This window comes from Nostoc linckia z4 (assembly GCF_002608075.1).
GTDB lineage: Bacteria > Cyanobacteriota > Cyanobacteriia > Cyanobacteriales > Nostocaceae > Nostoc > Nostoc linckia.
The window spans coordinates 40,261-55,075 of sequence record NZ_LAHA01000011.1 but is presented as its reverse complement, the minus strand read 5'-3'; the positions used below and the strand labels follow the sequence as shown (position 1 = coordinate 55,075).

The 14,815-nt window shown below is 40.8% G+C and carries 12 protein-coding genes; 9 read left to right on the top strand and 3 right to left on the bottom strand.

Annotated elements, in window-relative coordinates; translation table 11 throughout:
• Positions 1-267: 267 nt before the first annotated feature.
• Both VF06_RS11300 and dnaA read right to left on the bottom strand, forming a co-directional pair.
• A complete protein-coding gene (locus VF06_RS11300) occupies positions 268-1,455 on the bottom strand; it encodes a sulfate ABC transporter substrate-binding protein (RefSeq protein WP_099069430.1) in 1,188 nt (395 codons plus the stop codon).
• 570 nt (positions 1,456-2,025) lie between these two features.
• Complete coding sequence (dnaA, locus tag VF06_RS11295; protein ID WP_099069429.1) at positions 2,026-3,408, bottom strand: chromosomal replication initiator protein DnaA; 1,383 nt, start codon at positions 3,406-3,408, stop codon at positions 2,026-2,028.
• A gap of 263 nt (positions 3,409-3,671) precedes the next feature.
• On the opposite strand from dnaA, the gene VF06_RS11290 reads away from it, so the two are divergent.
• From VF06_RS11290 to VF06_RS11265, 6 genes are all read left to right on the top strand, one after another.
• Positions 3,672-4,904, top strand: a complete 1,233-nt coding sequence (locus VF06_RS11290) for an HhoA/HhoB/HtrA family serine endopeptidase (protein ID WP_099069428.1) — start codon at positions 3,672-3,674, stop codon at positions 4,902-4,904.
• Positions 4,905-4,916: 12 nt separating this feature from the next.
• On the top strand, positions 4,917-5,189 hold the full coding sequence (locus VF06_RS42005) for a hypothetical protein (RefSeq protein WP_180267409.1): 273 nt from the start codon (positions 4,917-4,919) through the stop codon (positions 5,187-5,189).
• Positions 5,165-5,692 carry a peptide deformylase gene (gene def / locus VF06_RS11280; RefSeq protein ID WP_099069426.1) on the top strand — a complete coding sequence of 176 codons (528 nt, stop codon included), beginning with the start codon at positions 5,165-5,167 and terminating at the stop codon, positions 5,690-5,692. The genes VF06_RS42005 and def overlap by 25 nt, the downstream gene beginning before the upstream one ends.
• A 141-nt stretch (positions 5,693-5,833) precedes the next feature.
• A complete protein-coding gene (locus VF06_RS11275; RefSeq protein WP_244917960.1) occupies positions 5,834-7,024 on the top strand; it encodes a hypothetical protein in 1,191 nt (396 codons plus the stop codon).
• A 779-nt stretch (positions 7,025-7,803) separates the two neighbouring features.
• Positions 7,804-10,101, top strand: coding sequence for a heavy metal translocating P-type ATPase (locus VF06_RS11270; RefSeq protein WP_099069424.1), 2,298 nt, complete (start codon positions 7,804-7,806; stop codon positions 10,099-10,101).
• 73 nt (positions 10,102-10,174) lie between these two features.
• Positions 10,175-10,483, top strand: coding sequence for a DUF5132 domain-containing protein (locus VF06_RS11265; RefSeq protein ID WP_099069423.1), 309 nt, complete (start codon positions 10,175-10,177; stop codon positions 10,481-10,483).
• Here the strand turns inward: VF06_RS11265 and VF06_RS42000 are convergent.
• Positions 10,466-10,609, bottom strand: coding sequence for a hypothetical protein (locus tag VF06_RS42000; RefSeq protein WP_180267410.1), 144 nt, complete (start codon positions 10,607-10,609; stop codon positions 10,466-10,468). The two genes, VF06_RS11265 and VF06_RS42000, sit on opposite strands and share 18 nt — an antisense overlap.
• A 42-nt stretch (positions 10,610-10,651) precedes the next feature.
• On the opposite strand from VF06_RS42000, the gene VF06_RS11255 reads away from it, so the two are divergent.
• The 3 genes from VF06_RS11255 (at position 10,652) to dhaK (ending at position 14,815) form a co-directional block, all read left to right on the top strand.
• Positions 10,652-11,233 carry an HMA2 domain-containing protein gene (locus VF06_RS11255; protein WP_099069421.1) on the top strand — a complete coding sequence of 194 codons (582 nt, stop codon included), beginning with the start codon at positions 10,652-10,654 and terminating at the stop codon, positions 11,231-11,233.
• Positions 11,234-11,750: 517 nt separating this feature from the next.
• On the top strand, positions 11,751-13,535 hold the full coding sequence (locus tag VF06_RS11250) for a hypothetical protein (protein ID WP_143861717.1): 1,785 nt from the start codon (positions 11,751-11,753) through the stop codon (positions 13,533-13,535).
• A 206-nt stretch (positions 13,536-13,741) separates the two neighbouring features.
• The gene (gene dhaK / locus VF06_RS11245) at positions 13,742-14,815 is read left to right on the top strand and encodes a dihydroxyacetone kinase subunit DhaK (protein ID WP_099069419.1); all 1,074 of its coding nucleotides are present in this window, start codon (positions 13,742-13,744) and stop codon (positions 14,813-14,815) included.

Here is a 14,815-nt window from a genome sequence, read left to right as displayed (position 1 = left end):
TTGCACTGTCCGATAACGCAATCAGATAAAATTACTTGCTTTGAATCTGTAATTGTGGTGTATTTTTTGTACGCGTTCATAATTTTTCATAGACTTAAAATCTAAAGTGTAGATAAAAAGATATTCCGCTGTTCGTGTCAGTCTTAACTACAACTATTGACCGAACATGATACAGCGAATTTAAAGTTAATGAAGTACATACACTAGCTCTTGAAGCCAAGCAAGCATTAAGATTGTTTGACTTTTTTAGCTTTGAACTCTGCTGTATTATACCTCTTTCAACCGAATCTTAGTTTTTATTTGGTCAAAGATAGCACCTTCATTAAAGAATTGTTTTTGAATTTTCTCCCATCCTCCTAAATCTTCAACTTTGAAAAGAGTTTTGATTTTTGGATATTTGCTTTCTACTTCTTTGGCAATTGTGACATTAACAGGACGAAATCCTAATTTGACAAACTCTCTTTGTGCATCTGGAGTGTAAAGAAATTTTACAAATGCTTCTGCAACTAGACGAGTTCCATGTTTATCGACATTTGTATCTACAATAGCTACAGGATTGTCAATAGAAATATTGACATCAGGAACTACATAGGAAAATTTTTCACCATTTTGTGCTGATAAAATCATCTCGTTTTCATAATTGATTAAAGCATCACCCTGACCTTTTTTAAAGAACAGTTCAGTGGCATTGCGAGCAGTTTTTGGTAGCACAGGTACGTGTTGATAAACATCGGAAATAAAGTTTAATGCTTGAGCCTCGTTTTTACCAGTTTTGATGGCTGAACCCCAAAGTCCAATAAAGTTCCAGCGAGCGCCACCAGATGTTTTGGGGTTTGGTGTAATTAACTGCACCTGATTTTGTGTGAGATCTGTCCAAGTTTTGATATTTTTGGGATTATTCTCACGAGTTGCGATCGCTCCTACAGATTGAGTTACTATTGCATCATTGGGGGCTTCTTTTTCCCAACCCTGTTGAATCAAACCTGCCTCAACTAGTTTCTGGACATCAAGAGCAAGCGATAAATGCACTACATCAGCTTCTAACCCATCAATTACAGCTAATGCTTGGGAACCAGAACCTTCATAACTCTCCTCAAAAGTGACATCTTGCTGATGTTCTTTCTTCCACTGTTCTATAAATTTAGGAATAATTTGCTTATACGCTTCACTGGTAACTGAGTAAGAAACAAGCGTCAGCTTTACATTATCCTTGGCAGTAGAATTAACATTACCTGCGTTATCTGTATTTTGTGACGAGCAGGCTGTCATTGCTACGCTCAAGCTAACTCCGATTAAAAATAGACTAATCAAGCTCCAGGAATAACGCCTATGCAGACAACTTCTGATTAAACGAAGGTGCAAATTTTTGGTAGCTTGCACAGTTCTGATAGTATAAATTTGAACTAACTTGATTAAGCGTCTGACTGAATGAGAAGTTCTTAGCCACTGTTTCATCAATTTTTTTCCTTAAACTGCGATAAATTGGGCGGAATATCGTAGTTAAAGGGAATTATAGAACAGTAGTTAAGGTGACATAACCTTTTGTTAACCGAATTTTAGATTGTCAAAATTGCCCAATTTTGAGCTTTAACTTTTAGTTGCTTACCTGTGGAAAACTTGTGGAAAAACACGCTAGGTTTTCCACAAGGTAATTATACTTAATTAAGATTAATTAAAAAAAAATCAAGTTTTCCACAGATTTTTCCCCAAAAAGTAAGATTTTTTCCACAAGCTAAGTAAAATTTAATCAATTTTTATACGTTACTTAATATTTTTGACCAATTGTCTAACTTTTAAGGTTTGACAATTAAAGTGCTAGTTGTGGAAAACTTCAAAGTCAGAACTTAGGAGTCAGGATTGGTGAATTCAGTATGGTAGGGAAATCAAGGATAGTGAGGTGGTGGATTTTCTTCAAGTTATGAAGTTTGAGTTTCCAAATCTTAATAGATTCTGACTCCTGGATTCTGACTCCTGGATTCTGACTCCTGACTCCTGAATTCTGACTCCTGACTCCTGAATTCTGACTTACGATGATTTTTGAGGGCGACTAGTCATATTAATGCGATCGCTCAATTGGCGTAGGGTTTGTGCTAAAGTGCGATCGCTCTCTTGGAGTTGGGCAATTTTGTCACAACTATAGATCACCGTTGTATGGTCTTTACCGCCAAACTCCTCCCCAATTCTCGGCAAACTCAAAGACGTGTGTTGACGCATGAGATACATACCAATTTGACGCGCCCAGCTAATTTCTCGGCGTCGTGAGTTACCTTTGAGGTCATCAATGGAAAGATCAAAATTCTCAGCGACAACTTTCAAAATTGTTTCTGGGGTAGCCACCACTTTTTCATTGGGCGGCCCTAAAACTGGTGCAATATTTTCCACCGTCATCGGTAAACCCCAAATAGAAATATAAGCCAGTGCGCGAATTAAAGCTCCTTCTAATTCTCGAATATTAGAAGTATAGTTAGAAGCAATATATTCAACCACATCACGAGGCAAGCGAATATTTTCATACTCAGCTTTTTTTTGTAAAATCGCCATTCTCGTTTCTAAATCCGGCGATTGCACATCTGCGATTAACCCCATAGAAAAGCGAGAACAAAGACGTTCTTGTAAACTCGGAATTTGGTTCGGGGGACGGTCAGAAGCAATGACAACTTGTTTACCTGCTTCGTGTAAAGTATTAAAAGTATGAAAAAATTCTTCTTGGGTGTATTCCTTACCTTCTAGAAACTGAATATCATCAACTAATAAAACATCAGCGGCTCGATAATGCTCGCGAAAACTTTGCATACTATCCTTACGAATCGCTGTAATTAAATCATTAGTAAATTGTTCAGTAGAAACATAAAATATCTTACAACCGGGGGAAATTTCCCAGCGATAATGACCGATGGCTTGCATGAGATGGGTTTTACCTAAACCCACGCCGCCACATAAAAATAAAGGATTAAATTCCCTCCCAGGAGATTCTGCAACTGCTAAAGAAGCAGCATGAGCCATACGATTATTTGCACCGACTACAAAGCGTGAAAAAACATATTTAGAGTTTAATTCAGTAGTTTTTTGGATGTTATGAGAAACAGGTTCAGAAATACTGCTAGGATTTGGTGATTCCCAAGAAACCCCTCGTTCGCTAACATGAGAAACTTCATCACCTTGAGCAACGGTAATGTAAATTTCCACAGAATGACCCAAAATATCTTGTACTACATGAGCAATGGTGTTGACATAATACTTCTGTAACCAATTACGAGCAAATGGGTTAGGAGTACGTATCACCAAACAATTATTTTCTAATCGCTCCGCATTAGCAGTTTTGATCCAAGTTTCAAAGGTAGGTCGGGATAGCTCAAGCTTTAAACGCTCTAGTACCTGAGTCCACAAATTTTCTATCGAAATTTCCACGATCCACCACCTTTGCTGCTAATCGTCACAATAGAAGAGAAAGCACCAATTTAGCATCCAGGCTACCGCACTGCGGAAGTCAAAAGTAGAGACGCGATTAATCGCGTCTGTACAAAAGTCAAAAAAATTGTATTTAGGACTTCTGCGGAATATTGATGCTGTACTAGACCCAGAATAGGCTCTTAAGTTGTAACCATTTTTGGGACATACCCGGTAGGCAAGATCCTAACACCCACTGACTGACAAGGGAGAAGCAACGACAAATGAAGACAACAAACCATGACTTAACATTCAAAAATATTAATATTAGGGTTTTGCCCAACAGATTGTGGATGCTCTCAATAGTGGTGTTGCTGGGGAGCTGCTCTCTTCTAAGTGCCAAAACTTTTGAGAATCAACAAAGCACTCCTGAAACTCAAAAAACAATCGAGGCTAATCCAGTAATCGCTCCTCCACGAATTCTTGCATCGTCTGGAGACCCTAATTTTGTGGTGAAAGTCGTGCAAAGTGCGGGGTCTGCGGTGGTTAGAATTGATTCTTCTAGAACAATTACTTCTCGCCTACCAGAAGAATTTAACGACCCTTTACTTCGGCGGTTTTTTGGAGACACAATACCCCAGCAGAGACAACGAGTAGAACGGGGTAGTGGTTCTGGATTTATCATTAATTCCTCTGGTCAAATTTTGACCAATTCCCATGTAGTAGATGGTGCTGATAGGGTGACTGTTACACTTAAAGATGGTCGGACTTTTGACGGCAAAGTTTTAGGTGAAGACGCGGTAACAGATGTAGCTGTAATCAAAATTGACGCCAATAACCTACCAACCGTGCCTGTAGGCAACTCAGATATTTTACAACCAGGAGAGGCAGTAATCGCCATTGGCAACCCCTTAGGCTTGAATAATACTGTAACTTCTGGGATTATTAGTGCTACAGGTCGTTCTGGTAGCGATATCGGCGCTAGTGATAAGCGAGTTGATTACATCCAAACGGATGCTGCCATTAACCCTGGTAATTCTGGCGGCCCGCTACTCAATACCCGCGGTCAAGTAGTTGCTATGAATACAGCCATTATCCGAGGCGCTCAAGGCTTGGGATTTGCCATCCCCATGAACACCGTGCAAAGAATAGCCCAAGAACTAATCGCCAAAGGCAGAGTAGATCATCCTTATTTGGGCGTGCAAATGGTGACACTGACACCAGAAAACAAAGAAAGACTCAAAAATATTGCAGGCGATCGCTTAAATCTTACAGCCGATGAAGGCGTTTTACTCGTGGAAATTGTGCCGCGATCGCCCGCCGCCGCCGCCGGACTAAGACCAGGTGATGTAATTAAAAGCATTAGCAACCAGCCTGTGACTAAAATTGAACAAGTACAGAAGCTAGTAGAAAATAGCAAAATTGGTAGCAACCTACCAATACAAGTAGAACGCAATGGACAAATCCTCCAACTAGCAGTCCGACCTGCTCCTTTACCCGTAAGACGTGAAGGATAAATATTATTGGGCATGGGGCATAGGGGATGGGGCATGGGAAGAGGACAAGGTAGACAAGGTAGACAAGGTAGACAAGGTAGACCAGGTAGACCAGGTAGACAAGGTAGACAAGGTAGACAAGGTAGACAAGGTAGACAAAGTAAACAACGTAGCAATCTTTCTTTCTTGTCTCCCCCCTCTCCCATCTCTCCATGCCCAATGCCCAATGCCCAATGCCCAATGCCCCATTCCCCATGCCCCATTTACCAAAGGAGTTTTTCATGTCTCAATCAATCATTCAATTAGGCAATCCCACACTCCGCCAAAAGGCCGCTTGGGTTGATAATATTCAAGATCCAAGTATCCAAAAATTAATTGATGACTTAATGTCCACAGTTGCCACGGCCAACGGTGTGGGAATTGCTGCACCCCAAGTTGCACAATCCTATCGTTTATTTATTGTGGCTTCCCGCCCTAATGCTAGGTATCCTAATGCCCCAGAAATGGAACCTACTGCTATGATTAATCCTAGAATTATTGGTCACTCAAAGGAAGTTGTCAAAGATTGGGAAGGCTGTTTAAGTGTTCCTGGCATTAGGGGGTTGGTTCCTCGGTATAAAAATATCGAAGTGGAATATAGCGATCGCCAAGGCAATGTCCAAAAGCAAGAATTAAGGGATTTCGTCGCTCGTATATTTCAACACGAATATGACCACCTCGATGGCATCGTATTTGTAGACCGCCTAGAAAACACTCTCGATATGATTACTGAGCAAGAATACCAACAACGAGTAGTTAATAAGACTTAATCTGAAATAATTCTTTAGAATGTATAGTTCACAGAAAGTTTAAGGTATACTTAACCTAACGTTAACCTTTGGTTGGGTGTAGTTATCGGGTAAATGACCAATATTATTAGTAGTCAGGAGGGGTTAAGTCCGCAGAATAGTATGTCTCCTGACTTAATTCCTCACCAGCATCAAAGTGATGAAGTAAAACTAAATATTAGTATTACAGATACAGCTGCACAGTCAAAAGTGCAACTGCCTTTAGAGAAATTGGAAATTGTTCATACGATTGCTGGGCGGGTAAGAATCCGCGCTAGTGAGGGTGTTTCCAAATCAACAATCAGAAATATATCCCAAGGCTTACGGCAGCAGTATGGGGTGAAGGAAGTTGCTACCAATGAGCAAACAAATAGTATAGTTGTCAGTTTTGATGAAAAAAAACTGTCACTACCAGAAGTTTTGGGACTATTGCAACAATTTAATATTCACCAAGCTCAAGTTTTGCCAAACTCAAATAACCAGACAGATCCTTTTGCAGCATGGAAATCTGTTGATTTTTGGAAGGAACAAACTATTTCGTTGATTCCTTTAATGACGGGGTTAGCAGTGACGGGTGGACTGGGGATCAGCGGCTTGGTATCGATTCCAGTTTATATGATTACCGCAGAAGCAACTCGTAAGGTCATAGATTCTTTGGAAGTAGAAACTTCGGGATCGCAAAAGTTACAACAATCAAAGGGCAAGAAAGACGCAGACTCCAAAAATAAGGCAAATGCTTTTGGTCAGAACCAACAGGTGCGAGATTTGAAAGGTAAAAATTCAATAACACAGCCAGCCAAAATAGCTTACAGTGTAGTCCATGCAATTCCAGGACGCATCAGATTTCATCTCCCCCGACTAGCGGAAGATCGTGCCTATGGACGGCGGCTAGAAAAATTGCTTAATAACGATCCCCAAACGATGAGCGTGCGTGTGAATATTGATGCAGCATCCATCGCCATCGCTTACAAGCCGAGTCAGATTAGCGTCAGCCATTGGGTAAATCTCATGGAGTTGGCTTTGCAAACTAATCCGCCCAGCGATACCATCAAAGTTGCACAGCCACAAACATCTCAAGAACAAGCTAGTCAGACAACACAAATAGATACTACAACTGTGTGGGAGAACACAACCTCAAATGTGGCTCATACGGCACAATCAGACAACATCAACGTGTTAGAAGACACAACCCAAAAAGAGAGTCGGACGACAGAAGTAGAGAATACAACTCTGAACTTATCAAATTTATGGGCTGATTTGAAGCCTGCAACTTTGTCTTATTCCTTAGCCATGATGGCGAACTTTCCGTTATAGACGGTTCCATACCTTAGGAACACAGGAGGATAACAATGGAGGGTTCTAGCTCACAACTAGATTCAAATAATCGCACTTACAGACAATCTGTAGGCATAGCTCATAGGATTACCCATACACATAACAGACGAGTCACATTATGTGTGCCTGGGAACGCTGAAAATTTAGACTATCAGCAACATCTCATCGAGTTGCTACAAATAAAGCGGCTTTGAAGCGGCAATATCGCATAGCCGATGCGTTCGACCTGCCAAAATAACGTAGGTATGGCAAATGCGATGGTCTTTAACAGAATTTCAGACATTAAAATCTAGTACTCAGTTAAAGGTGGGAGTGGGAAAGAGTTTTTACTCTCCTTGAATTTTCTCCTGTTTCATTAACTTGAGAGGCTACTGGTTCATTGCATTAGCGACGGGGCTGATAGATCCCCGACTTTTTAAACAAGTCGGGGATCTGAAACCCACAAACAAGCAAAATTAATGCTACAGACCACTACTGGTGTGTCCCATTAATTTTGTAGGGAAAAAATGTTCGTAGTCAGGACTTTAGTCCTTTGATTTTTAAGCACTAAAGTGCTTACTACTAACCTCTCAAAAGTTTTGGGACATACCACTACTTGTTCATCGCATTAGTTATGAGGGTTTAAAGAAACGTAGACGCGTAGCGGCTTGCCGCAGGCTACCGCAAAGAACGCAAAGTACGCAAAGAAAAAGGAAGAACATCTTCTTCCCCACTTTCCTCAAAAAACAAGTTTGTAAACCTTATATGAGACATAACGAATGGCACAAGTCACAGTCCAACCACCATCCCTACGAGTTCAAAAATCTCACCAGATTGTAGAGAAGCAGACTCAGATCATTCCTTTAGTACAAAAGAATGGCAAAATTTCTCTGGGTCAGAAAAATGGACATTCCCGCATACATACTGCTCAAGTTTCCTACAGTGTTGTCCATCAAATTCAGGGAAGGATCAGGTTGCGCGTGCCTCGATTGCGTTATGATGCCGACTATGCTCAACGTCTTTTAGCTTTAGTGGAAGGCGATCCCCTCTTTAGTAATGTCCGAATCAAACCGGCGGCGGCGGCGTTAGTTGTGAATTATCCAGTCAGTTCAGTTGCAGATGCGGAGGTGCGATCGCGTTTGAGTTATTTGATTGGGGCCGCCACTGAAGTCGCAATAGTTGTACCAAAAGCTAACAATTCATTAGCTACTCAACCAACAGAGGATGCAGAGAATTCCTGGCCTGGGATGCAACTTTCAGCTATGGCCACCGGTTTAGCCGTACTCGGAGGGCCGTTAGGACTACCAATTCCCCCTTTAATAGTGGCGGGAACCATTGCCCTTGCAACCTTACCAGTGTTCCAAAGGGCAGTGGAAGGCATCGTCAAGGAACGCAAACTCAACATTGACTTTTTAGATTTTCTGGCCATCGCCATTACCACTGTCCAAGGTCAATTTCTCACACCCTCGTTGATGTTGAGCTTAATTGAAATTGGTGAAAACATCCGCGATCGCACCGCCCGTTCTTCTAAATTGCAAACCCTAGATTTACTCAGTTCTTTAGGGCAATTCGCCTGGGTGGAACGCAACGGCGTCAAGGAACAAATCCCAATTCAGGATGTACAACGTGGCGATACAGTCATTGTCTATCCTGGGGAACAGGTTCCAGTTGATGGTACTATTCTCCGGGGTAAAGCCTTGTTAGACGAGCAAAAACTCACCGGCGAATCCATGCCTGTGTTAAAGAAAAAAGGACAGCCAGTTTTTGCCTCTACCTTGATGCGTGAGGGACGAATTTATATCTTGGCGGAATGGGTAGGTAATGACACCCGTGCCGGACAAAGCATTAAGTTGATGCAAGAAGCACCAGTCCATGACACCCGCATGGAAAACTATGCCATCAAAATTGCCGAAAAAGCTGTTGTGCCAACTTTATTACTTGGTGCGGGAGTATTTGCCGCAACGCGCAACCCAGCACGGGTAGCTAGCGTCCTAACTTTAGATTTATGCACTGGAATTAGGGTATCAATTCCGACAACAGTTCTGGCAGCACTGACTTATGCAGCCAAGCACGGCATCTTGATTCGTAGCGGTCGGGCATTAGAACAACTAGCAGCAGTTGATACAGTTGTGTTTGATAAGACGGGGACTCTCACAAAAGGTGAAGTATCAGTTGTCAAAGTTGAGAGTCTCAATGCTGCAACATCAGACTTGCGAGTGTTGGAACTAGCTGCTGCGGCGGAACAACGACTGACACATCCCGTAGCGGAAGCAGTGATTCGCTATGCCGAAGCCCAGCAAATAGCGATCCCCAGCCGGAGTAAATGGGATTACCAATTGGGTTTAGGGGTACAAGCCGAGATAGACGGTGAGACTGTTTACGTCGGTAGCGAGCGCTTTTTGCGTCAGCAAGGCATAGACATGGAACCTCTCAATGGGCATAAGCCAGGAGACTCAGTGATTTACGTCGCGAGTAACAATCAACTTCAGGGTAGAATAGTCTATAGTGATATTCTGCGTCCTGAAAGTCAGGAAGTAATTACCCAGTTATTGACAGTTGATGGCGTAGAAGTTCACATGCTCACCGGAGATAACAAGCGAACAGCTAATGCGGTGGCTGCTCAACTGGGGATCGCACCAAAGCATACCCATGCCGAAGCTTTTCCGGAACAAAAAGCGACAGTTGTCCGCCAACTACACGAACAAGGCAAAACAGTTGCATTTGTAGGCGATGGCATCAACGATTCGCCAGCTTTAGCCTATGCTGATGTTTCAGTATCCTTCGCTAACGGTTCGGAAATTGCGCGGGAAACAGCAGACGTGGTGTTAATGCAAAATGATCTGCATGGTTTATTAGAAGCGATCGCGATCGCTCGTAAAGCCAAGCAAATAATTCATCAAAACACCAGTATTGTTGCCCTTCCTAATATCGCAGCGATGATTGTTGCCGTCTTCTTTGGTCTTAACCCCTTAGCGGCGACAGTAGTCAACAACGGCTCAACAGTAGTTGCAGGCGTCAATGGTTTGCGTCCGATCCTCAAACCTTCACCAAAAAAAGCTCTACCATCAGCAAGATGAGATAACTCTTTTAAGTAGAGTATGCTAGAAAGCTTTACGACAATTTTTCAACTTAACAGGAGGAATTTTAATTATGGCACCAAAAATTACCGATTTCATTGAAGATGCTGGCCCTGTAGGAATTGTAGCTGGAATTGGCGCAGTTATCCTAGCCCCCGTCCTAATTCCCATCGTTGCAGGAATTGGTAAACCCATAGCCAAGTCCGTAATCAAAGGCGGACTTCTAGCCTATGAAAAAAGCAGAGGAGCCTTTGCAGAACTTGGTGAAAGCTGGGAAGATATTGTAGCTGAAGCCAGAGCAGAACTAGCTGAAGACAAGCAAACTCCAGTATTTGAAGCCGCAAATAGCTCCGTTGACAACACCTCAGATAATGGTGTGTAAAATTTTCAAAAAGGGGAATAGGGCATAGGGCATGGGGCATGGGGCATTGGTCATTATCTGTGTCTGGTGTCCCCCCATCTCTTCATCTCCCCATCTCCCCACCTCCCCACCTCCCCATCTCCCCACTCCCTTCTTTAAAATCCAATTCAAAATCAGGACGGCAGTTGTGTGTTGACAAATAGTCATGGTAGTCTGACCGAAATACCTAAAATTATTCAGCAAGCGGCTTTAAGCAATTCATCCAAACGAATATCCACAAAAATTGTCAGCAACACCCCAGGACGGCTACGCTTGAGAGTTGCTCCACCGCATCGTGAAAATGGGGAAATTCAACGCATTGCTAATGCACTAGCGGCGCAACCTTATATTAACCAGGTGCAGACTAATATTCATCACGGTAGTATTGCCATCAAGCACGATGCTAAAGATGACACTTTGAAAAATATAGTTGCCACACTCACAGATTTAGGAGTTATTTTCGCTGATATTACTGAGGGTAACTCTGAAGCTGCGGTGGGCATTACAAATGCAATTGTTAACTTAAATAAAAAAGTCGAACTTGCAACCAAAGGAGAAATTGACTTGCGGGTGATTTTTCCCTTAGGATTGAGTATCCTTGCTGTTAGACAGTTACTAGCTAAGGGTTTGCAATTTGAAATTATTCCCTGGTATGTATTGGCATGGTACGCTTTTGATAGTTTTATTAAATTGCATGGCGTCAGCAAACCACAATCAACAAATAATGGCTGAACATGCTTGACACTCCCCGCCCTAAATGTATGGGGATTCTTGATTCAACGATGTTTTTATAAATTTACGAGAAGTTGAAGCAAAGGCTTATAGCAGTAAACAAGCAATAAGCAAAAGGCTTTAACTTCTTTTGATGTCTGGCTATCAAGTCCAGCTTATGTCTTATATCAAGTTCGGATAACACTTGTAATTCAAAATTCTCCCTTGTCTTTGCCTCAGTCTTAATTATAACTATTCAATCGAATCTGATAATAAATAAAGAGTTTTTAAAGATTGAAAATTTTACAATTCATTGTTACTGTAAGCATGTTATAGCTATTGTAATCGTAAATACTCTTAACAAGAGATGCCAAGATTGAAATATGAGCTATTAAGTTAGTGGCATGGTAACGTGTAATATAACAAGTTACAACACTGTTAATTGCTCTCAGCTTTGAAGTAATTGCGTTTATATCGTTTCATTGCAATTTGTGAGTTTTGGTTGATGAAAAGCATTAGGCTCGATTTACAAAAAACTATGTCTAAATCTCCACAACACAATTCCAAATTTCTATTAAATTGGCCTTTTTATATAGGAATTTTAATTTTATTAGTTATTTTTTATATTTATAGCTATTCAATATTCTCAGATAAATTATTTTTAGGAGAAGGTGATAAAGGAGGTCGTTTTTCCATAGCGATGCAGTTTGCTCATGAACCAAGCAAAGCTTTAGATCTAAAATATTGGGTATCAGCATGGCCGCCAGTTCCCTTTATCATTCAGTCTTTAATTCTACGCTTGGTTCTTTCTCCAATGGCGTCGGATATTAATGTAGGTATCAAAGCTGTTGAATTAACTAGCGTTACTTTTGTGTTGCTAGGTTTCTTTTTTATTGGTCGTTCTGTGGCTGTGCAAACTAATGAATTCACAGGGCTTTTAGCTTTGTTGTTGTGTTTTTGCACGCCTTTAATGATGAACTTAGCCCATACTCCAATGGCTGAAGCATACGCTTTTTTCTTTATTGCATTTGGTATTTATAATGTATTTAGTTATGTAAAAAATCAAAAACACTTTGTTTATATTATAATTTCCACTTTATCGTTTATTTTAGCATATTTTTGTCGTTCGGAGAGTCTATTTTTTTCCTTGGTTGCTGGAGTCTTGCTGATAGGACATAAAAAATGGAAATCAGCAATATTGCTTGTATGTATGACAATATTAGTAGCAGTTGCTCAAATATTAGGAACTCCTTTTTTAATAGAAGGAACTCATCTTTATGACAGAGAGTTATGGGGAGGAAAAGGATTAGACAGACTAAAATATGCTAAAACTCTACTGTTTTATTTTTTCAATGCTAGCAAAAAAGTTATTGTCTTTTCTTTAATTTGGATTATTCCTTTAGCTTATTTAAAGTTAAAAGAGCATGGACATGTAAAGTCTAATAAGGTTGCAAAAACGCAAGAAAATTTCAAAGCTCTGATTATTAAATTTTACAATAATTTTAATTTATGGATAGTGAATTATCCCATTACTATTTGGGCGATTTTCTTTTTGGTTGCATTAACACTGCCAATTCTTTTAGCTTTAAAAGGTGCGATCGATCCATTATCACGATATTTGTACTTAGCTAATATTTTTATAACCACTGCGATCGCTATCATCATTGCTCAAACTGTCGATGCTTTCTCTGTAATTAATAAAAGATTAGGAAAGCAGTTAGTTATTGCAAGCCTTACACTAGTCATATTATTTTCTAGTACGTTTAGTTTTCCTTATGCAAGTGGTAGTGTCAGCGCTCAAAAGATACCACCATCAATCAAGGAAGTTATTAATTTTATTTCTCTCAATAAACCCCCAAAGACTCGAATAGCATTTGATTTTTTAGAGTGGCAAGAATATGGAATGGCGGCGTACTTGTCAGATCCGCAATTAACCACAACTGCTACACAGTTTTCCCTTGTATGGACTGCTTTTCCACGAGAAATTGATTCAGAGATTACATCTTTATTACCCAAAGAATTCCAGGTTCCTGCACCTCAATCAACAGTGGAGGGAAGAACCGCTATTTTCCATGCATATATTTATGCTAAAAATCCTCAGTATTTTGTAATCGCTAGTGATTCTTTGTATACAAAAGTAGAAAATTATCCCAGAATTAAGGATGCAGTAGGATTTGGCAGAAACTATATCCGAAAATATTTAACTCCCAAAGACCAAACAAAATCAATATTTGAGTTTCAGTCACCGTATATTTTCCCAGAAAAGAAAATCACCTTGAATAAAGTCTATGAAAATGATTCGTATATTATTCTAAAATCTTAGTCTGCTATAGAGGTTTGCCATACATAAAGTTTAAATGGTCTGCAATCGTGTATCTTTATTATCAGTTATCAGTTTCGTCCGTTGGGTAAGGCTTCCTGCATTTGTTGGTCTTTATGCTTTTTTGAGCATTACGATGGCAGCATCAGCTCTGAGGAATGTTAACTGTTGACTGATTCTAAATACTGTTTGTCAGAAGTGACCAAACCATGAAAAAGCTGATCAACAAGCCAGAAGACTTTGTACGCGAAAGTCTAGAGGGTATGGCAGTTGCTCATTCTGATTTAATAAAAGTCAACTATGACCCCACTTTTGTCTATCGAGTTGATGCACCGATTCGAGGAAAAGTAGCAATTATTTCTGGTGGAGGTAGCGGTCACGAACCGATGCACGCTGGCTTTGTGGGCAGAGGAATGCTGGATGCAGCTTGTCCTGGTGAAGTTTTCACTTCCCCTACTCCTGACCAAATGCTAGAAGCTGCCAAGCAAGTAGATGGAGGGGCTGGTATTCTTTATATCGTCAAAAATTACAGTGGCGATGTGATGAACTTTGAAATGGCAACGGAATTAGTGCGTTCTGAGGGCATCCCATCGCTAAATATTTTGATTGATGACGATGTGGCAGTCAAGGACAGTTTGTATACCCAAGGACGACGGGGTGTAGGAACAACAGTACTGGCGGAAAAAATTTGCGGTGCAGCAGCCGAACAAGGGTATGATTTATCACAAATAGCAAATTTGTGTCGGCGAGTAAATTTGCATGGACGAAGTATGGGAATTGCTCTAACATCTTGTACAACACCGGCCAAAGGAACGCCGACATTTGAATTGGGCGATGGCGAAATTGAATTAGGCATCGGTATTCACGGTGAGCCAGGAATAGAACGTACAAATATAAAATCAGTAGATGAGATTACCGAAATTTTGACGCGATCGCTCATTGAAGATACAGCATACACTCGTACAGTGCGCGAGTGGCATGAAGACAAAGGAGAATGGACAGATGTGGAACTCATCGACCCACCACTGGTAAAAGGCGATCGCTTATTAGCTTTTGTCAATGGTATGGGTGGCACTCCAGTTTCGGAATTGTATCTTGTTTACCGCAAACTTGCCGAAATCTGCCAGCAACAAGGATTGCAAATTGTCCGCAACTTAATCGGGTCTTATATTACATCTTTGGAAATGCAAGGTTGTTCCATTACCTTATTGAAGTTAGATGATGAAATCATCAGGTTATGGGATGCACCAGTAAAAACACCGAGTTGGCGGTGGGGAGTTTGA